The organism is Flavivirga aquatica, from assembly GCF_001747085.1.
GTDB lineage: Bacteria > Bacteroidota > Bacteroidia > Flavobacteriales > Flavobacteriaceae > Algibacter_C > Algibacter_C aquatica.
The window spans coordinates 142,830-163,647 of record NZ_MDJD01000034.1; the positions used below are offsets into that span (position 1 = coordinate 142,830).

Annotated in this window: 18 protein-coding genes and 2 pseudogenes; 15 read left to right on the forward strand and 5 right to left on the reverse strand. The window is 32.6% G+C overall.

The annotated features are described in order from the left end of the window. The first annotated feature begins 379 nt into the window (after positions 1-379). Genes A8C32_RS19850 through A8C32_RS06930 form a run of 4 tightly spaced genes read left to right on the forward strand, consistent with a single transcriptional unit; the run spans position 380 to position 2,368 of the window. The gene (locus A8C32_RS19850; RefSeq protein WP_083253304.1) at positions 380-751 is read left to right on the forward strand and encodes an RHS repeat-associated core domain-containing protein; all 372 of its coding nucleotides are present in this window, start codon (positions 380-382) and stop codon (positions 749-751) included. Then, the gene (locus tag A8C32_RS06920) at positions 732-1,151 is read left to right on the forward strand and encodes a hypothetical protein (protein ID WP_205635377.1); all 420 of its coding nucleotides are present in this window, start codon (positions 732-734) and stop codon (positions 1,149-1,151) included. Before A8C32_RS19850 ends, A8C32_RS06920 begins: the two co-directional genes overlap by 20 nt. A gap of 11 nt (positions 1,152-1,162) precedes the next feature. Further along, positions 1,163-1,846, forward strand: coding sequence for a hypothetical protein (locus A8C32_RS06925; RefSeq protein WP_069829720.1), 684 nt, complete (start codon positions 1,163-1,165; stop codon positions 1,844-1,846). Between the two features lie 60 nt (positions 1,847-1,906). Beyond that, positions 1,907-2,368 carry a DUF2947 family protein gene (locus A8C32_RS06930; RefSeq protein WP_069829721.1) on the forward strand — a complete coding sequence of 154 codons (462 nt, stop codon included), beginning with the start codon at positions 1,907-1,909 and terminating at the stop codon, positions 2,366-2,368. 289 nt (positions 2,369-2,657) lie between these two features. Here the strand turns inward: A8C32_RS06930 and A8C32_RS06935 are convergent. Next, positions 2,658-3,221, reverse strand: a pseudogene (locus A8C32_RS06935) (IS1595-like element ISAlg2 family transposase); the annotation flags it as partial. A 700-nt stretch (positions 3,222-3,921) separates the two neighbouring features. Here A8C32_RS06935 and ltrA point away from each other — a divergent pair. Further along, positions 3,922-5,130, forward strand: coding sequence for a group II intron reverse transcriptase/maturase (gene ltrA, locus A8C32_RS06940; protein ID WP_165605804.1), 1,209 nt, complete (start codon positions 3,922-3,924; stop codon positions 5,128-5,130). A gap of 88 nt (positions 5,131-5,218) precedes the next feature. Here the strand turns inward: ltrA and A8C32_RS06945 are convergent. Beyond that, positions 5,219-5,566: pseudogene (locus A8C32_RS06945) on the reverse strand (transposase); the annotation flags it as partial. A 441-nt stretch (positions 5,567-6,007) separates the two neighbouring features. After that, on the reverse strand, positions 6,008-6,178 hold the full coding sequence (locus A8C32_RS20905) for a hypothetical protein (RefSeq protein WP_205635378.1): 171 nt from the start codon (positions 6,176-6,178) through the stop codon (positions 6,008-6,010). A 49-nt stretch (positions 6,179-6,227) separates the two neighbouring features. Here A8C32_RS20905 and A8C32_RS20910 point away from each other — a divergent pair, with 49 nt between their 5' ends. Continuing rightward, positions 6,228-6,374, forward strand: a complete 147-nt coding sequence (locus A8C32_RS20910) for a hypothetical protein (protein ID WP_205635379.1) — start codon at positions 6,228-6,230, stop codon at positions 6,372-6,374. A gap of 651 nt (positions 6,375-7,025) precedes the next feature. Here the strand turns inward: A8C32_RS20910 and A8C32_RS06955 are convergent. After that, entirely contained in the window at positions 7,026-8,786 is a 1,761-nt protein-coding gene (locus A8C32_RS06955) for a fascin domain-containing protein (protein ID WP_069829724.1), read from the reverse strand. A 602-nt stretch (positions 8,787-9,388) separates the two neighbouring features. Here A8C32_RS06955 and A8C32_RS06960 point away from each other — a divergent pair. Continuing rightward, complete coding sequence (locus A8C32_RS06960) at positions 9,389-11,107, forward strand: T9SS type A sorting domain-containing protein (RefSeq protein WP_069829725.1); 1,719 nt, start codon at positions 9,389-9,391, stop codon at positions 11,105-11,107. 120 nt (positions 11,108-11,227) lie between these two features. On the opposite strand, the gene A8C32_RS06965 is transcribed toward A8C32_RS06960, so the two are convergent. Then, positions 11,228-11,626 carry a hypothetical protein gene (locus A8C32_RS06965; RefSeq protein WP_069829726.1) on the reverse strand — a complete coding sequence of 133 codons (399 nt, stop codon included), beginning with the start codon at positions 11,624-11,626 and terminating at the stop codon, positions 11,228-11,230. A 542-nt stretch (positions 11,627-12,168) separates the two neighbouring features. Between A8C32_RS06965 and A8C32_RS06970 the strand changes: the two genes are divergently transcribed. From A8C32_RS06970 to A8C32_RS07005, 8 genes are all read left to right on the forward strand, one after another. Then, positions 12,169-12,936, forward strand: coding sequence for a helix-turn-helix domain-containing protein (locus A8C32_RS06970; RefSeq protein WP_069829727.1), 768 nt, complete (start codon positions 12,169-12,171; stop codon positions 12,934-12,936). A 25-nt stretch (positions 12,937-12,961) separates the two neighbouring features. Beyond that, entirely contained in the window at positions 12,962-14,257 is a 1,296-nt protein-coding gene (locus A8C32_RS06975; RefSeq protein WP_069829728.1) for a S8 family peptidase, read from the forward strand. A 10-nt stretch (positions 14,258-14,267) separates the two neighbouring features. Beyond that, positions 14,268-15,371: a helix-hairpin-helix domain-containing protein gene (locus A8C32_RS06980; protein ID WP_069829729.1), complete on the forward strand. Its 1,104-nt coding sequence runs from the start codon at positions 14,268-14,270 to the stop codon at positions 15,369-15,371. A 14-nt stretch (positions 15,372-15,385) separates the two neighbouring features. After that, the gene (locus A8C32_RS06985) at positions 15,386-16,369 is read left to right on the forward strand and encodes a hypothetical protein (protein WP_069829730.1); all 984 of its coding nucleotides are present in this window, start codon (positions 15,386-15,388) and stop codon (positions 16,367-16,369) included. Between the two features lie 23 nt (positions 16,370-16,392). After that, positions 16,393-17,403: a hypothetical protein gene (locus A8C32_RS06990; RefSeq protein WP_069829731.1), complete on the forward strand. Its 1,011-nt coding sequence runs from the start codon at positions 16,393-16,395 to the stop codon at positions 17,401-17,403. An 18-nt stretch (positions 17,404-17,421) separates the two neighbouring features. Continuing rightward, complete coding sequence (locus A8C32_RS06995) at positions 17,422-19,626, forward strand: hypothetical protein (RefSeq protein ID WP_069829732.1); 2,205 nt, start codon at positions 17,422-17,424, stop codon at positions 19,624-19,626. A gap of 144 nt (positions 19,627-19,770) precedes the next feature. After that, positions 19,771-20,049: a hypothetical protein gene (locus A8C32_RS07000; RefSeq protein WP_069829733.1), complete on the forward strand. Its 279-nt coding sequence runs from the start codon at positions 19,771-19,773 to the stop codon at positions 20,047-20,049. Further along, the gene (locus A8C32_RS07005) at positions 20,050-20,793 is read left to right on the forward strand and encodes a hypothetical protein (protein WP_069829734.1); all 744 of its coding nucleotides are present in this window, start codon (positions 20,050-20,052) and stop codon (positions 20,791-20,793) included. The last annotated feature ends 25 nt before the right edge of the window (positions 20,794-20,818 follow it).

Here is a 20,818-nt window from a genome sequence, read left to right on the forward strand (position 1 = left end):
AACGTTTTAAAGCTTAGCGGAAGCAGTTGGCAAATGCGGCAGAGTTCCGTTAAGTTTTAAAATGTTAGCCCTTGTGGCGATTGAACAAATGAAAAAAAGTACCTAGTGCGCTGGCAGAGGCGGGCTATTTTACATAGTTGTATTATGTTACAGAAAGTGAATGAATGTTGGCATAATGCACAATTATGTAAATATAGCTTTGGAAATATCCGCACTGTTATTCTGTAATCTTTTTTCTTCAAATGAAAGGAAATAATATGTACATTTGAGACTAAATAAAGAAACGTTCTTTGATTTGCTTTTAGTTGTTTAGACTTGTTTTTACTTGTAATCTCGTGAGGCAAAAGTTGTATTTACCTCTGAAAAGTGTACAGATTTTATATTCCAAGGACAGTATTACGACCCCGAAACAAACCTTGCCTATAATAGGTTTAGGTATTACTCGCCCGATACTGGTGGGTATATTTCGCAGGATCCGATAAGGCTTAGTGGGGGTAATCCTAATTTTTATGCATATGTTAAAGATGTTAATCGTTGGATCGATCCATTTGGATTAACAGGAGAATTAGTTTACCAACTAATAGGGAAAAATGGTGTAAATTATTTTGGTATAACAAGTAGAGATGCTTTGACCCGTATGAATGAGCATATAGCTGATGGCAAAATATTCTCCAGATACTGGTGGGTATATTTCGCAGGACCCGATTGGGCTATGGGGACAGAACCCAAATATGTATGCCTACGTCTCTGATAGCAATATTCAAGTAGATATTTTTGGACTTAATGTAAGTACAGGAGCAGGGCGAACACACGTGAAATATTCAGGAATTAAAAACGGGAAACCTTATCACGGCTACGCAAGTGCACCTAGTGATTTAGGACTAGAAGCCGATGAAATTATTGATAGACGTTATGGTGGTGATTTCAGCGATTTTGATGTTACCCCTGAAGCTGACTTTAAAGGAGAAGGAGTAAAAGGTAAACAAACAGCAAGAGGATTAGAACAACGAGGATTTGAAAAAGATGGAGGATTGAAAGGAACCTCCAACAAACAAAATCCAGTAGGTCCAAATAACAAAAACCGACAAAAGTATTTAGATGCAGCCGATGCCCATAACAAGAAAAAAGCGAAGGTAAAAGGTTGTCATTAACAATTAAAAATATGGCAAAACGAGCAACACCTTGGAAAGAGGGAAAGGTAATAAGTATAGAAACACGTAAAGGAGTATTTGTAATAGCACAAATGCTTAAACGTCCTTATTTACGATTTTACAATGCTTTTAGGGAAGATGAAAATTGGGGAAAAGTTGATGTAAGTATTTTTGATACACTTTTCACAAAGGGGATTACAACAAAAAGTTTTTTAAAGCACAGTAATGTTTCTGTTGTAAAAGATGCCATACCCGATACTGATAGAGAAGATTCCAAAACTTGGATAAAAGGTTATTCAGGAAATCGTAAAGTTAAAGTTTGGGAAGGTACAGAAGATGAAGAGGAGTTTTATATTTTAGGTTCAGAAGTAGGTGGAAGCCTTGTAGATAGAGATATATATAAATCAGGAGGGTACGACCATTCAAGTGGGCTTTTTGATAAAATCATTATTGAAGATATACCTCTAAATGCAGATGATATTATAGACAATCACGAAACTATGGGTTTAGGTGTATTCCCTTTAACAAATGAACGATTATATCAATGCTATAAAGCAGGAAAAAATGTTGACCCAACTAAAGATTTGAAATTTAATCGAGAAATCCCTAAAGATTATAAAATAGCCATTGAGATTATGTCAGGTGGTGGTGGAAAGGAAAATAAAGAAAGAATTTTAGATACTTATTTTCGATAACCCCCGCTGGTGCTAGTTTGTAACTAGTACCGACAAAGAGTAAATAAGAATCCATAACGTATGGCTACAACATTTAAAAAATTAAAAGAATTTCCATTAGGCTGGAGATTTACAGATGAAAGATATAATCTTATCGAAGAAATTCATTTATTGGATTTCTCAATTTTTGATGAAAAAAAGTCTAAAAAAATATGGAAGACATTAACAAACTCTAACAAATACCACATAGCACAATTAGATACTTCTTTTTTGAAAGACTTAAAAAAAATAGGTAATTATTGTTTAGATAAAGATTATAGTGAAGGGATTGAAATACTCAATAAAATTAACGTTTTAGACAAAGATGATAGAATTACTGTTTTTTGGGGAGGTAAAAATTCGATTGAAGTAAGTTGGAAAACATTTGTTTTATATTGGGATGATTTTTGTTACCCTAGTGATGATAATTTAATTGTTTGTAAGGAAAAGAACGTTTTTATAGTTTTTCAGGATGAATTTATAAGTTTATATAAATTGGACTGAAACATGGTAAGATATATAGGTTTTTAACTCGTGCTAGTTTGTAACTAGTACCGACAAAGAGTAAAAAAATAAAAAAGAATCCATAACATTACTGTTGTGGATTTTTTTTGTTTAAAAAAAGAGAACTATAGATAATGAATACGTTATAAATAGTTTGTTTTATATATGAATGTTTGTGAATTTTGTAACCAAGTTTGCTTAGTGTTAATTTTTTTTAAATAAAGAAACTATAACATAAATTTTATAAGTCCAATAAAAGCTAAAAATTTTTTTGAATATCCGTTTTTACTCATAATCCAGTAATTCCAGCTATTACTAGTCTATCGAATAGTTTTTCCTCAAAATATCTTCGATTGAGTTTGTAAACAAATTCGTTTAGGTAGAGTTGTAGGTATTTGCCTTTAATTTTGTGATAATTTCCAAGTAAGTTTCGTTTGGCATTGCTTATGGTAATATGTACCCATTTCAAGGTCTCTTTAGTAGTTTGTTTATCTGATTTTTCACTAATATGTAGTTCTACAAAATCAGCAATATCAACATATGAAGTACTTTTATCAGTAAAAACAATGCTTTGTTCGTCTAAAGACTCTTTAACAGTATCATTTACACCATCAGCCTTATGATCTGTCAGCACTTTGGCTTTAAAGTAGCGACATTGGCGATCCTTCTTGTTGGTTTTCGGGTCTTCTAAGGGAGTGGATTCTGCCATTATCATTACGTTTTGCTTTCCTACTGCACCACGACCTCTTTTTCCTTTTTGTTGCTCTATTTCAGAAGATTCGACCGTAAAATAACCTTCATCCATTTCAATCATACCTTCTAAAGTATAGCGGGCATCTCTGTTACCCATTGCTGTGTGTCCTGCGTTGCTTCGGGAAACAATTTGGTAAAATAGATTATGAGCAACAAACTGTAATTGAGATGAGAGGCTCATTTTTTTTCAGGAACGAGCTTGATAAAGAAAATCAAGAAGGACTCACGCAAAGAAAAAGAAAATGAGAATTGGTCTCTCGACTGGGATGTTAGGCATATCAGTCAAACCGCCTTATGGGGCTTGCTTTTCACGGGTTGGTCTTGAGCGATAAGGTAAAAGGCGCTACCATTTTTGTATTATGAGTAGTATGCTATGGTGGGAGTAAAGAAGCTGAAAGAGAAGAGATTTAACCCTTGTAGAAGTGTCGTAAACAACTTTAGTATTGTCAAAATCGAGGGATGGGCGGTCTTGCGAGAGAGAACTTGACGGGAGTAACCTATGTATTGGTCAAGTGGCAATCGGCATAAAGAGGGCAGGAGGTTTACTAGATGGCTCAATTACGGAACAGGAGAAGCTAAATAATAGTGCAAAAATTCCATAACCCCGAAGGGCAAGGAAGAAAGTAGCGATACTATTATTTAGTGGCGGATTAGCCCGTAGTAGTGAAGAAATATTTGTAATGGATATGGAGCGAAGGGGCTGACTTAACAGTTTTAATTTGTATTACAACTAAGATTTTTTTTTTAGGATGATTTTCAAGGAGAAACAAAAGTCGCAACCGATATCAAAGCGACAGGTAATGGAAGCCTTTAAAAAGGTACGCAGTAACAAAGGCGGATCAGGAGTTGATGATTTATCAATTAGAGAAGTGCAATCACGCCCTATTAAATATTTGTATCCTGTATGGAATAGATTGGCAAGTGGTAGTTATTTTCCAAAACCTGTACGCGAGGTAGAGATACCCAAAACAGATGGTCGTATAAGGAAGCTAGGTATTCCAACGGTGCAAGACCGAACGGCTCAAATGGTAATTCGAGAGGAATTAGAACAGATTGTGGATAAACAATTTAGTAAAAATTCCTTTGGTTATCGTCCAGGTAAATCATCGCATCATGCCATTAAACAATGCAGGAAAAACTGTATGGAGATGGATTGGGCAATTGATTTGGACATCAAGAGTTTTTTTGATGATATAGACCACACATTGATGCTTCAGGCATTAGGTCATTTTACCAAGAAGAAGCACATTCACTTGTATGTAAAACGTTGGTTGGAAGCATCAGTCCAGAAGAAAGATGGCACAATACATCCACGAATCAAAGGCACCCCACAGGGAGGAGTAATCAGTCCATTACTGGCAAACATCTTCCTGCATATAGTTTTTGATAGTTGGATAGAAACGCACCATCCCGAAGTAAAGTTTGAGCGTTATGCAGATGATATTATTATTCATTGCGATAATTTCAAACAAGCCCTGCGGACTTTGGAAGCGGTAAAAGCTCGATTATTCCAATGTAAATTGGAGATAAAATCGGGTAAAAGCAATATCGTTTATTGCAAACGCAACCAAAAGAAGCATCCCCCATTTAAGGTTCATTATGTAACATTCGATTTTCTAGGATTTACATTTAAGCCACGAATGGTAAAGGGTTACTTTGGTAATTTTCATTTGGGTTTTACACCATCTATTAGTCGTACGAGTCAGAAACGTATCAATCAAACCTTGTTTAAGATGAAACTCCATCGTATGGTTCACTTACGCCTGTTAGATTTGGCAGGCATTATAGCAGATAAAGTACGGGGTTGGATTCATTATTACGGTAAAGTTAGAATGAGTGAATTACATTATGTGTTCCGTTTCCTGAATAAGCGACTTGCAAAATGGGTACGCAACAAATATCGGAGATTTAGGCGTAAACATTGGTTTGCAGCTTACAAATGGTTACAGGAAACTGCTAAGCAGTACCCAAATATGTTTGTACATTGGCAATATGGATTTACACCTTGACTTGACTTGTTAAGAAGAGCCGTATGATGGGAGACTATCACGTACGGTTCTGTGAGAGGTTTAGGGGTGAGATTCCCCTTTACCTACTCGACTTACGAAGTTTATGAACCATCGCCCAGACAGGTTCATACCTTTTTAAACCAAGCTGTTTCTGGATTTCTTTAGAAGAAAATCCTTTCTTGGTAGTAGTCATCAAAAACATTGTCTTATACCATATCATAAAAGATAGATTAGAATTTTGCATAATAGTACCACTTCTCAAAGATGTACGGGCTCTACAAGATTTGCACTCATAGCTCCAAACAGCCTTTATCCAATAGTGATGAGTATGACCACAACGCTGGCATTTAACTCCTATCTTATCTCTTTCTTGCTTAAAATGAGTACGACAAGCTTCTTCACTATCAAAATGGGCGGTAAAACTAAAAATATTCATGACTTGTTTTTTTAACAAAATAAGCATTTTTAATCAATTATTAGTAATTACGGATATTCAATAAAATTTTTCAAATATTCCATTATGGTATAGGTTTTAGTCACTTATTTAGCAAACGCTTGCAATTTCTACAGTCCTTTTAAAAAAGAACGTCCCTTATAAGGGAATGTGTTGATATATAGTACATTATATTTATAACTAAAAAGCACAAAAAGATAGAACAGTAAACTTATATTTTCAATATTATTAGAGGCGAAGTGGTAATGTACATGGAATGGGAAATAAAACCATAAGTGTTTCATTTTTAGTGATTGTAATGTTTTCTGATAGATGAAACATGATGGCAAATAGTTCTAATTAATTTCAGTAGATAATTCATTATAAAAGTAAAGGCTGTTCTACCGAACAGCCTTTACTTTTTATTGTAAAAATTTATATTAATTAGTTATTTGTAACTATTTGAATAGATTTAGTCCATCCGTTACCATTAACTATTAAAACATACATTGTGTTACTTAAGAAATTACTATGTGATGCCAAATCAACAATAATTTGATTACAACCTTTATTAATGTTTAATTCTTTTAAAGGTCCAGTTATGTTTCCTTGCATAGTATAGAATGCATATGTAATTTTTTGATTTTCATTTACAGATGCATCAATGATTAAATTACCAACATTTGAAACAGGGTTAGGCAATGCCGTTACATTATATTGCACTTCCGAACAAGGGTCTAGAGCTTCTTCAACATATACTGTAACAGAGTATTCTGCAGAACAATTTCCTTTAGTTATAGTTACATTGTAAGTTGTTGTTTCTGTAGGAGAAACAGTTCTTGAAGCATTAGTATCTCCATTATCGATCCATAAATATGAATCCCCATTAGAAGCAATAAGTTCTGTAGATTCACCTACTTTAATAGTTGTATCAGATCCAGCAGTTGCATGCTCTAAAGAATCATCAACAAAAACTTCAATAACATGTGTCCCTTGGCAACCATCTACAACAGAAGTAATTCTAATCCAAGCTTCTTCTGTAGGACTAACAGTAATAGACTGTGTCGTTTCTCCTGTAGACCATAAGTAGCTTTCGGCAGGTGCAGCCGTTAAGGTTACTTCTTCTCCTTTACAAATAGTTATGTTGCTAGGTCCTTCGTATATAGTAGGGAATTTAACTGTTACAGTAGCTTGATCTGTAGCAGTACATCCTTGATCGTTTGTAAGTGTTACAGAGTAAGTTGTTGTACTTTTAGGGTCAACCTCAATAGATTTTGTTGTTTCTCCTGTAGACCATAGAACAGTTCCTTCGCCAACAGCTGTTAAAGTAGCTGTAGATCCGAAACAAATTTCTTGATCTTCTACAATTACCTCTGGTTTGCTTACAAGAATCTCGATAACATGAGTTCCTTCACAACCATCAACAGTAGAGTTAATTCTAATCCAGGCATCTTCTGTAGGGCTAACAGTAATAGACTGTGAGTGTTACAGAGTAAGTTGTTGTACTTTTAGGGTCAACCTCAATAGATTTTGTTGTTTCTCCAGTAGACCATAGAACAGTTCCTTCGCCAACAGCTGTTAAAGTAGCTGTAGACCCGAAACAAATTTCTTGATCTTCTACGGTTACTGAAGTAGTGTTTACTGTTACTGCAACTTCATCTAATGCTTCACAATTTCCTTTAGTTGATGTAACAGTATATGTTGTTGTAGTTTCTGGACTTACGGTTATTGATGCAGTAGTTTCACCAGTAGACCATAAAATGTTTCCTTCACCAATAGCAGTTAGTGTTACACTTTCTCTTGCACAGATTTCTTGATTTTCACCAGCATCAACAGAAATAGTGTTATTCTTAATAATATGAATACCTAAATCTACAAGGCATTGATGATTTCCCCATTTTATTTTCGCATCGTATTCTCCTGCAGCTAAATTATCAAATGTGTATGTTGTTGAATTATCCGTGACAACGACATAGTTCTGACCTCCATCAATAGAAAATCTAATTTTAGTTCTCGTAGGGTGATCGTTAAAATTAAAGGTTATTTTTCCTGTATCACTATTACAATCTATGTTTGTAACAACAACGTCTGCTTCTGGAAATTCTTTAGCATGTATATCTACAACATTAGAATATACTACTTTGTCTGTATATTTTAATTTCGCTGCTCTTCTATACCAAAATGCACCAAACTCTTTAAAATTTGGTAAGTATTTAATGCCATGAGCATCTTGAATATTTTTCCATTGTCCACCCATTTCTTTTTTAACTTGCCATTGGTAAACAATTTTGCCTCCGTTACTAGCATAAGCTTCCGTTCCGGTTAATTCTTCTGGTTGAAAAGGACCACAATTAATTTGTGTTTTAGATATTGTACCTGGTTTACAATTAACTACACAATCGTCTTTAGCGTGTATATCTACAACATTAGAGAAAACGTACTTATTCGTTCCTTTTCTTTTAGCAGTTCTTCTATACCATCTTGATCCTAAATTAGCAAAAGGAGGAAGAAAGTTAATTGAGTTAGCACCTTGAATACTTGTCCAATTACCATTCATATTCTTTTTAACCTGCCATTGGTAAACAATTTTGCTTCCGTTACTAGCATAAGCTTTTGTTCCAGTTAATTTTTTAGGCTGAAAAGACCCGCAGTGTTTTTGTGTTCCATATATTTTTCCTGGAGTTACAGTAACAGTCGTATTCAAAATTTTGATTGAGAATTTTTCTCTCCAAGAAATATTATAATTGCTACAAATTAAAGTATTGCCACTATTTTTGGTTTTTATGTATTTCCCATTATTACCTTTAAGAGCAATAAAATTGTTTCCAATACTAACAACTTTAAACTTTTCCCATAAACCTAGTTGAGTTCTATTACATTGAATAGGCTTAAGTCCATTTTCAGAAGAAACATATCTACCATTGTTTCCTTTAAGAGCAATAAGTCCATTACCAGCATTAACAACAGTAAATTTTTCCCATATGCCAATAGAATTTCTATTAGCGGTCATTGCTTTAGTTCCGTTTTCTGATGATAAATATTTGCCATTCATAGCTTTAATAGCTACCGAAGAACCAATAGGTAATAGAGGGTTTGTTGTTACTGTTTCAATTTTAGCATTATTCGCTATAACTGAAGAGGTATAAAGTAAAAATGTAATAAAAAAAATACAAACACTACGTAATTGCGCATGTTTGTATTTTTCAAAAGTAGTTTTTGTCATAATTAATGTTTTTGAATTGTGAATTGTGAAGTTTGATATGTAATATAATACGTCTAAAGTTTTTTTTAATTAAAAAATCAAAAATACACTATTAATTGTATGAATTTATTTAGGAATTTAAAAAAACGTTAAAGTGCAAAATGCATCTTTAAAAGGCTAAAATACCTTGTTATTTGGCGTTTTTTTATGTATGAATATTACCTCTTTTAATATTATAAATAATAATAAACCATTGTAATTAATCTAGTAGTATTTTTTTATTTTTATAAAAGAGAATTATAAGTAATACATGTGTTTTATTGGTAACGTTTTTAATAGTTTTAATCCTAGAATCTATAGTAAAAAGATATACTCTTGTTTATCTTTATAAAACAAGTAAGTATACTTTGATTAAAAAAGAATGTCGTTAGTTATTATCTTTTTCTCGTGTTAGTTTATAACTAATGGTAAAACAGTTAAAACACCCTAAGTGAAAAGGTAAAAACACGATTATATATTCATCTGTTCTAATTTAATTTTGTCGAAAGAAATATTCTACAATATGTTTAACTAAAAGCCCCAAAAAAAAAAGCTAGTTAGGGAAACAAAAAAACAATTAAAACATGAAGAATCATTACAAACAAATGTTAAGCATTTTATGCTTTTTAGTTACTTTATTTTTTACTCAATTAAGTACAGCACAGGTTAATCTTGTAAAGAACCCAAGCTTCGAGCAAGGGGCTATACCAAATGGTGTAAGTGAATTACATTTTGCTACCTATTGGAGTCATTACAAGGGGGAATGTATCCCTAATAATCCTAATATTCAAAGCACATTTAAAAGTTCAGATTTATTTGATGAAAAAAGTTTGTCTCCACAAGTGGGGATTCCAAATAATAAATTCACTACTTCAGCAGGATTGCCAGAAAGAACAGGTAAAAAAAGATATGCAGGAATATATACGGCTGTATACCCTCCAGCATCAGCTAGTGACGAAAGGATAAGGGGAACGTTAGCTAATAAATTACAAGCAGGTGGTTATAACTTATCTCTTTATCTTGCCAGAGCCAAAAACTTTTATGGAGGCTCTAATCCGCAGTTAGACCCTGTGAATTATTACAATGTTGAAGTTGTACTTCGTAAAGGTAATTCTTGCTCGCAAAGTAAAATTATTTATAGCTCTCCAAGTGTAACTAATTTCCAATGGCAACAGTATGGGACTTCATTTGTTATTACCCAAGCAGAAGCAAATATATACGATAAGGTAGAGGTAAGGTTAAAAATATGGCCTTTGGAAAAAATGGGGAACGATAATGCTAGAGCCATTTTGATAGACGATGTTAGCATTTCTCAAGTGGTTTGTAACTTGAATACAGCATTTTCTGCTAATATAACATGTCATGTATCGTCTAATACGGTATCTATTAATGTGAGTAATAATGGGACTAACCCTAATGGTGTAGCACATCAATATGAAATATTGGAAATGAGTAGCCTTAGTATAGCCGATGCTAATGTTATTAGTACACTTGGACATGTAAATGCAGCTTCAGGGTCATATAGTGTTCCTAATGTTGGTGGGAAATATTATATGATTAAGCATGGGGTGTGGACAGCAACTTGCAGCTGGAAAGAGCAAAGAAAAGTACTTGAAATACCTTTTTCTTTCAATGGAGCAGTAAACTCGAACTTTAGTGGAGATCTTAACACACCATCTAGTGGATCGCCATATATTAAGGTAAAATCAACAATGATTAATACCACAAGTAATTGGATTGTGTTTAAAAATACCGTAAATACTTATCCAAATCTTTCATCATGGAGCTTACATACGCTAGTTAACTCTAGTACGCCAACACATAACTATAATGTGCCAAATGTACAGCATGGTATGTTCTATTTGGTAAGACATATATCAAGAACTAATTGTTCTCAAATTGATTACACAGATAAAATTTTCTATGTATTTGCAAAGCATAACGTGTCAGGTCAAGGAAAAAGTGGACTTAGTTACAACCTTGTATCAGAAAAGAGATATGAAGTTTCTGAAACTGAGCACAAAGAAAGTGTTGAAAAAGTAAGCCGTATGAAGCAAGAAACTAATAAAAATCAATTGATACAGTTTTATTCTAATTCTTCTAGAGATCAGGTGTTTATAAAAGGTGATTTAAGCCTAGATGGAGCTCAAGTAGATGTTACTAACATATATGGAAAAACAGTTTATAGTAATATTTGGATAACGGGTGACTTTATAAATGTTAGTTCATGGAACAAAGGGATTTATATTGTGAGAATTAAGACTGAAAAAGAAATTATTTCCAAAAAAGTAGTAATAGAGTAGTTGCATTTAGTTTTTCTAAATAGATACGCTTTAATGCCTCTGTTCGTACTATTATTAAATATAAAGTAAGCAATAATAAATTAAGTAAATCCGCAACAGTTATGTTGTGGATTTTTTTATTTAATTTAAATCGTGAATACCAGGTTTAAGCTGTTGTTGTATAATAAAACGGTTTTGGGTTGCCTTAGACGTTTTATCGTAATCACTTTTAAAAATTAAAAGCAAAACACTTTTAGGGTTTTCCAGACCCATATCATAAAGCATAAGTAAATCATCTGGGTTTTTAAACTGAGCTAAATAAGCTTCTCTATTGCCAATCATAACATCTAATAATGTGATAATAAGGGCTTGTGTTTTTTCAGGAATATCTTCTTTTTCACTATCGCCATGTAATAATGGTCTGTACACATCGAAGCTATGTATATCGTCTTCAATAAATACCACAGACTTAGCAACAGATTGTTTAATTAATTGTTCTGCATGGTAAGTAAGAGCATCTGTAAAGTGTTTGGTTCTCATTAATTATTAAATAAAAGTTTATTTTCATTTTTAAATCTCTTAATCAACTAAACTCAAAGAGATCGTAAATATTTATCGAGCAAGTTAGTAATATTTTTAATACATATGTTTAGTAATATATTAATAGAGTTTACTTGTCATGTTTTTAGCTCTAAGGCACTTGCTATCTAATTTTCATATTTGGTATCGGTTTTTATAAAAAGAGATTGTTTTCTTTATTTTAAATTAGTAAAACTTGCATTATGCATTGGAACTTTATCACGAAGCTTTTTAGATGCAATAAATTATGATGTTTTTTATGTTTTAGCACAGTACCGCGAAGGTTAAACTTAAAATGTGATAAAACAGTATGTTTCTTATAAACCAGAAATTGTAATAAATTTTCCAATACGTAATACAGGGTGAAAACCTATAAAGAAAGGGTGTTTTTCCTGACGCCTTTAATAACTCTCTTAAATACATTTGTATAGTGTCTTACGGTGTATTTACTTACTAATTAAACTAAAGTGAATCACAACCTTAATTGTTAAAACCTTTAAGAAATGATAGCCCCAGTTTTTAATAAGAATAATAAACAAATAGTAACAAGCATGCAGTTAAGTACAGAGCATGTTGTGCTAGATATTTTACACATAGGAAAGATTTCTAATTATCTTCAAGCTTTTTTTGAGACGGTTAATATTACTTTTAAAACTATTAAAATTAAGGAGTTAAATGCTGGTTTTGATATTGTTTTAATAAATAACGATAGCGACACCAAAGAGGAGCTTCCCAGTGCTGTAAATGATACGAAGTTGAAAGTGATATACACTAAAACAAAATCGTTTCTTAATAGAGGTACAGACTTTATCGATTCTTCTCTTATCCCAGTACTCCTAAAATACCTTTTAAAAATAAAGAGAAGCTTTCACGTATTAAAAGATATTAAGAATAAAAATAGTATAGATATTTTTTTAAGAAAAGTAGAAGATGTTATCGATGAGCATATAGACGACCATTCACTTAACATGGAACGCTTAAGTTATTTATTAAGCATGAGTAGAAGCGCGTTTAGTAAAAAAATAAAAGAATATACAGGACTTAAACCTACAGAGTATGTTAATGAATATAAATTAGAAAAAAGTAAACATTTTTTAATAATTACAAATTGGCAGGTTAGTAGAATTTCCGATGTTTTGGGGTTTTCGTCACAGCATTATTATTGTCGATTATTTAAGAAGAAAGAAGGGGTGAGTCCTTCTCAATATCGAATTAATAAAAGAAAACCCAATAGTGTAAAATATAGACTCAATAGTTCAAAAGAAAATTGAAAAAGTGAAATAATTTTATCAAACAATGAAACCACATCTAATCATAAAGCTAAATAAGATTAATCAACCTCCTCAATTTAAATATTGGGAAAACTTGATTAGTAATAAAGAAGGTGTGAGTAAAAATTTTATACCAACTATAGATCGTATTATTCGAGATAAGTATAATATAGAATTTATAGTAAGTAATAATTATAAGTCAAAAGAAGTACAATGGTCTGAAAAAGAATTAAATAATGGTTTAAATAGAGTTTATCGTTTAATATTACTAACAAATAATCCCAATATACCCCAAGACCTTTTAGAAGAAGTTCAAATTTTACCAGAAGTAGCTTTTGTAAAAAAAGGACAAATTATAACAAGTGAAATTCCAGATCAAGACTATTCAAATTCACAAGGTTTAAGCTCTAAGTATGTCGATAACTCTATTTACTTAAAAGAAGCCCATAACATAACTATGGGGCATCCTAGTATTAAGATTGCAGTTCTAGATACAGGTATTGAAACCAATCATTCAGAATTTACAAATCAGTTTAAATACGATAAGGATTTTGTTAATATTATTGATGGTGCCACACAATTTGTAGGCGATTTTCTAGATATGGACGATGTACCAGACGATCTCGTGGGACACGGCACACATGTAGCAGGAATTATAGCCTCAAAAGGACATAAAATGCCAATAGGTGTTTCACCAAAATGTCAAATTATACCCATTAAAGTTCTTGGCGCTCTAAAAGACAAAGAGCAGGTTGTTGGAGCAGGATTAATTGACGATATAGATGCAGGTATAAAATACGCTGTAGATAAAGGAGCAGATGTTATTAATATGAGTTTAGGTATAAAACATGAAGATGGCGGATTGCCTCATGAAGATGTTATAGCCTATGCATTAGACAGTGGTGTTAGTGTAGTAGCAGCATCTGGGAATGATGGTAAGAATGATAAATATTACCCAGGAGCTCTTAAAGGTGTAATAGCTGTTGGGGCATCAGACTACACAGGAAATGTGGCGCCATTTTCAACATTTGGAGGTCATGTTTCTGTAACAGCTCCTGGTGTAAATGTATATAGTACTTTCTTAAATAATGGTTATGCGATGTCTTCGGGTACATCTCAAGCATCTCCTTTTGTAAGTGGTGCCATAGCATTACTTAAATCTTATGCTAAAGAAAGAGGGAAAAATATAAAGCATGAAGATATCATCTACATTTTAAAACAAACATGCGATAAATACTCAAATAGATATAAAGACGAAAAATCAGGGTTTGGTAGAATAAACATACTCGATGCCTTAAAAATGTTACAGTATAATTTATAAAAGTAAGATTATGATAAAAAATGGAACCTTTAAAAATGTAATAGGTAGTAAGCCATTGGCTCCTACATATTATAAAAAGATTGACAGGACTAGTGATTTGCTTCAGTCTGTATCTGCATCTACCATATCCACATTTAATTTACTGGCTTCTAATTATTTTATAGCACCATCATCGGTAACATTCGATGATATGGTAGAAGAAGCTATTTACGAATTAAATACGCTTGTTACAAAAATGGATCCTCCTTCAAAAGTGGACATTATAACAGAAAGTATATTGCAAAATGGTATCGATAATTCAAGTAATAAGAAACATGCCATTAAAGCATATTTAGAAAAAGAAAAGTATACAGGGGTTTTAGTTAAAGTGGCATCAAAATTAAATGCATCGCGATTAGATGCATTTTCACGTGCCGTTTTATCCGAAGAAGGTGTGTTTTTCTATCTCGCTTACCGTGCTATTATAGGGCATGAGGTTAAAGATGTAGCTGGTATTTCTGCCAAGATATTGGATGCATTAGGGGTTGTAAAATCATATATTAATGTAGCGCTTGTAGGTAAAGTAATTGCTTCAGAAAATTTAAATGTTTTTGGTAAAGAGAAAACAGCTATTGAAAATCATTTTTCAGACAGAGAAATAGGATATAATTCGGGACAACCTCAAAAAACGATTTCAGATTATATCGACAAAATAAAAAGCGGTGGCAGTCTTTATAAACTGGTTATGGACTTTATTACCAGTGGTAAAGTAGATTTAAAGCGTGGTACAAATAAAGATGTACTCGCTCAAAAAATGGTCGATTACTTAACTCGCATAGGTTATGTGCATAACGAAAACACAACACCTCCAACCCAAAATCCAGATCAAGGAGGAAGTGAAATTGCAGACGATTTTGATAAAGCAATAAAAGGTATTGGACCAAAAAACAATAAAAAGTTTGAAGCCGCTGGTATTATTCGTTTTCATCAATTAGCAAAACATGACAATATAAGCTTGAAAAAAGCTTTAGGAGAAGAAAATAGTGTTTTTGATTACTCAAATATTATAGAGCAAGCAAGACTTATTTCAGAAAGTAAATTTGAAGAGTTAATCGCATTACAAAAGAAAATTTAATAAAACATAATATTATGAGCACAGATGCAATTTTATGGCATACCCTGAGTGAGGTTCTTGAAAGCTCTGGAAATGTTACAAGAGATCCAGTTAAGAATGTGTATTATGATGAGGTCAATAATTTTGATCATGTCAATTCATTTCAATTTTTAGATCCTCTTAATTTACCAGGAGGCACTATTAATACTGTTAATATTCAAAATGCCGCTTCTTTATACGCCATCATGATTCTTGGAGATGAAATGAATATTTTTGGAGTTGCAGATGCCATTCTTAAATATGTAACCATGGGTAAAGTTGATGTAGAGTCTACAACAACAGCAACGCGTTTATACAACTACATGCAATTACGAGATAACAGAACGTCTTTCGATGAGCGCTCCATGTGGTATAAACAAGTTTTTAATATAGGTAACGGAGATACTGTATCGGATATGGTAACAAACGAAGGATTTCTTCCACTATGGGAAACTTATATGGGAGAAGTTATTAAATACATAGATAAGTATGAAAGTGCAGAAGATCCATTACGGGTATCTAAGTCTGGTATACACCAAGTTGTAACAGATTTACAGCATAATTTATCTAGAGCAGCAGCAGGTATGGTAAAAATATTTGTACCAGAAATGTATGCGCACCTTGAAGATGCTATAGGTATTATTAATGCCGAAGAATTGAGGGATCAATTAGGTCATGGTATATCCAGAGATTTATGGAATATTGTTGAAAGTGTTAGTGCAGAAGAATTTAATTATTACCCTAATACATCTGCATTAAGAACTATTGCAGATTCGGCAAGAAACATCATTTTAGATATAGCACAATATAACCAAGCGACATTTAGCGAAGATCAATTTCAAGCTATGGTTGGACGTGTAGAGGCTTTTGTTATTGCTCAAAACCAATTACAAGGCAGTAGCCATGATAATGATAACGGAAGTGATTACCAAGATGATATGGACGAACTCCAAACAGCCGAAGATAATTGGGACTTTTAATCCATAAAAACACAAATTAAGTTATGAACGACCCGAATAAAATAAAAGATATAGCACGAAATCGTGCCCGAGATATACTAGCAGGTAATGAGACATTTAAGCATATGAATGTTGAAGACCAGAAGAAAATGTATATCAGTGTAGTCGAAGATCAAATAGAAGCACTTAGAAATAATGGGATTAATGAAGGGCAATTATCTAAGGCAAAAAAAGCATCAGACGATATCAATGACAAACGTCATGAAAAAGGATTTGAAGATGGGGTAGATGCTTTCGAAGATCTTGTAGATTCTGTAGATTTTCCCTTATTCGTAAAGGATTTATTGAAATCTGTTTTCGATGCGAATCTTAATGTTATGCATGAGCAAACACAAGATTATATTGCTTTAATGAAAGCAGCAACATCAGAATTATCAAAATTTATAAAGTCGATCGACGATACTGCAGCATTTGCATATTTGGCAGAAAATAAGTCTGATGAATTTGGGGTTATCATGGAAGAAGATGCCGATGGTAATGAAACCATGCAATTAGGAAACCCAAATGGAGAAACTGTAGATATAGGAGATAATCAAGTTAAGGCACAAATTATGGATGCCAAGATTAAAATGGCGCAAGAACAGCGTGCCATACTTCGAGATATGGTAGCGGCAGGAACATCTAAATTGGTGGTAGAAAAAGGAGTTATTGAAGCTGAAGTTAATTTTGAGTTTAAAGGCAAGCGTACAGGAGAGAAAAAAGATAAGGCGCTTGAAAAATCATCGTCGTCGTCGGGAACATCAAAGCGTGTAGGTACTGGGTTTTTATCTAAATTGGTAGGTAATGCGAATTATGGTAATACTAAGAGCAATCAAACTACAAAGTTTAGCGTGTCGAGTGCAAAAAGCACATCTGAAGACGAACTTAAAGCAAAACTAAGAGGTTTTGTAAAAATTGAGTTTAAAACAGATTATTTTAAGTTAGACAATTTCGCAACGATGTATGGAACACCATCAGACAAAGAAAAGCAAGCTGCTTTACCATCTGGAAGTTAATATTTATTAAGATGATTTATGGCTCTGGCATATTTAAAGTATAAAGGACAGGAAGATAGTCATTATGTATTTCATGCAGATACAGGGACAGCTAAATTCTTTAGGTATGTATTGGGCGAAAAAAGCATCAAGTTACGTGTAGGTAATAGCGATACTATACGAGTTGTTTCTGGAAACAAAAAGGCATCCAGTTTGTTTAAGGTTAATGAAACTTTACACAGTTTAAGGAGTAGTTTCCCTTTAAAGATACCAGAACATGAAGTGACAGAAGGCATTAAATATATTCAGTTATATAGTTTTAACGATGCTAATAATAAAGCGCCAACAGTTTCAAAAATTCTAAGGTTAATGCCTGTAAGAACCCATAATTCTGAATTTGCAGGAATAACATTGTCATTAGAAACACAAGAAAAACCAATTGCAAAAAATTATAATACGATGCAAAATATTCAATTAAAAAATAAAGCATTAAATTATCATGAACCACCACTAAGTAAGGTGATGTTTTGGAATGCATTAGTTGGAGCATTACCAAGTTTATTGCAACAGGCAGCTCCAATTCTAGGCAGCTTATTAGGGAATTTAAATAAAGGAGGTAATAATAATAATAATAATAATAGCCAACAATCTAATGATATTACCAATAAGGTTTTAGAAGTACTTCAAACTCTAACTAAGCTTAGTAATCAAAACACCGAACAATCCACAACACAATCTTTTAAACAGTTAAGCAGATCATATAACATATTACCAGAAACCTTATTAGGGTTACAACCTATACTAGAAAAAACATTAACGCCAGAAGCGGTAGAAGCCATTGGAGATTCTCCTCAAAAATTATTTTTAGCCATTAAAGATGCTGTTTTAGTAACAGAATCTACAACTAGAAAATTAGGTAAAGTACCTGTATCAAAATCATCTTCAAAATATAGTAATAGCAAGTCAAACTTTTCGAAAGCAAAAGTAGCACCAGCCTTATTAGCAGCTTTACCAGCATTAATGCCAGTTATAGAGAAAGCTTTAAACCCAGAACTTATAGAAGCGGTAGGTAATCAACCCGTAAAATTATTTAAAGCTATTGGAGATGCTGTTCTTAAAATGGATGAGCAAGAAATAAAGCATTTAGAAGCTATAAATCCAGGAGTAGACTCGGCAAACGATATAAGTACATTGCTTCAAGGCATGAGTGTTTCTCATGCGCTTTATCAAGAAGACCTTATTAAATATAACCTTATAAAAGACCTTAATTTAAATGTTTTAGGAACAAAGACTGTGTTTTTTAAAAATAAGAATAGAGTGTTATATGCCAAAAACACGCGAATTTTATTACCATTTAGTATTACAACAGATCATGGAGAACGTTTAAGTAAGATAATACCACGCTCGGTAATTCAAATTCTTATTAAAGATGCAGAAACGATGAAATTGGTATTTAGAAAAACAATTAAACTTGTAGATATTGACTTATCTAAAGATATAGATGAAGCATTTATTACAGAAAAAGAAAGTGAAAGTATCCCTTGTAATACAGAGTTTAAATTGGAAATTTCATATATCTGGAAATCTAAATCAGGAAAGAATATTGGAGTTTTAAAGAATCAATACATTCACTTTATTAAAAATGTAGTTTACGATAGAATAGGAGAGCGTATTGGTGATACTATACCATTTAATAATATAAATATACACAGAAAGTTTTGGCATAAAATATGGGACGGAGGCTATTCAAACAGTTTACGCTGGGAAGTGGTGTTTGATGTTCAGTATATTATGGCATTAAACACAAAAGAAGCAGGCATTGCTAAAATGGAAACTAAAACAATGCAGGTATCAGATAATATAAACGAGGTTACAGAGTACCCTAAACGAAGACAAATACATGCACGCCTTAAAAGTGGTTTCGAATTAAGTTTTGAAGCGATTAATCAAGTGCTTCAAATTTTAAATCAAGAACCGTTAGATGCCGAATTATTGTATGTTTTAAAACGTAGTGATGCTAAAAAATCATTCTCACTATCGGCAAGGTATCGTGCAGAGATGAAAGGAAGAGCAGGAGATACATCGACACTTTGGACATATCCCGAATTTGCACTTCGGAAATTACATGTGTCAAAGGTTGAAAGTATAGATAGTTATGGGCAAGTTATTTCTATTATGCCACAAGAGCATGTTATAGCTATGCCAGAAATAATTCATTTTATAGGAACAAAATCCGAACATTAATCATGGAAAATAAACTACCAGATTTATCAAAAATGGCATCAAGTACACTTGATATGGAACCTATTTATATAGACGGACAAAAGATACTTTTTGATAAAAAAGTAATGCTTATGCCAGTGACGCTGGAAGAAAACAAAAATAGTTATGAGTGATAATACAAATGAAGACTTTATTGACTTTAGTGAATTTATAGAAGAGTTCATTTCAATAGACACATATATGGAGTCGCATTTTGAGCATCAAACAGTAACCCTGCATGTCGAAAAAATTACGACAGAAACACCTTGTCAATTACATGTTGAGGTTGATGATAAAGGCGAAGTAAAACTAGGAAGTATACCGCCTCTATATTATGTAGAGACCTCTTTTATGCCTGTATTTCATAACATTAAAATAAATTTTGAATTAGAAGAAAATAATTAAATGGCCACTGCAAATAGATCATGGAATCTTGAATCGTTTTTAGATTCATTAATTGTTGAGCTTGACAAAGCAAGAGAAACACTTGCTATTAAAGCTATTAACAAGCCCTTGACCTATGCTGTTAAAGATGTTAATTTAGAAATGCAACTGTTTCCAAGTTTTGATGGAGATAATGTTAAGTTTATAACGGCACAACCCGGACAAGAGGGTGCTTCTAAAATAGCCATTCAGTTAGGATCTATAACAGATCAACAGATTAGAAAAACAACAAAAGAGCCCAATACAGCTCAAGATGTATCTATAGATTTAATAGATGAAATAGATACAGATACAAAGAATACGCTTCGAAAAATAGGAGTAACCTCTGTAAATGACTTAGATAAAATACAAAAGAAGAATGTTGATTTACTAAAGGCAAGTAATAAGAAAGTAGATTATGGTAAACTAGCAAGTCTTTTAAATAAAGCACGCCGTACAGAAAATCCACCAAAAGTGGGTAATGTAAATTTTAATATAAGTAGAAGTACATCTACTATTAATGTAGAGGGCGATAATTTAATTTTTGATGAAAAATACACGCCAGTAGCAGTGTTTAATGGAGAAATGGTAAAGCTTACATCGGCATCAAAAAGTAATCTTCAAATACAAATTAATGCAGATAAAGTAAAAGAAGAAGATAACGAGCTTATTGTTGTGTCTGATCCTTATACAGTATTTAAAATGAAATTAGACAATAATAATTAATAAGGTTATGAGAAGATCATATAAA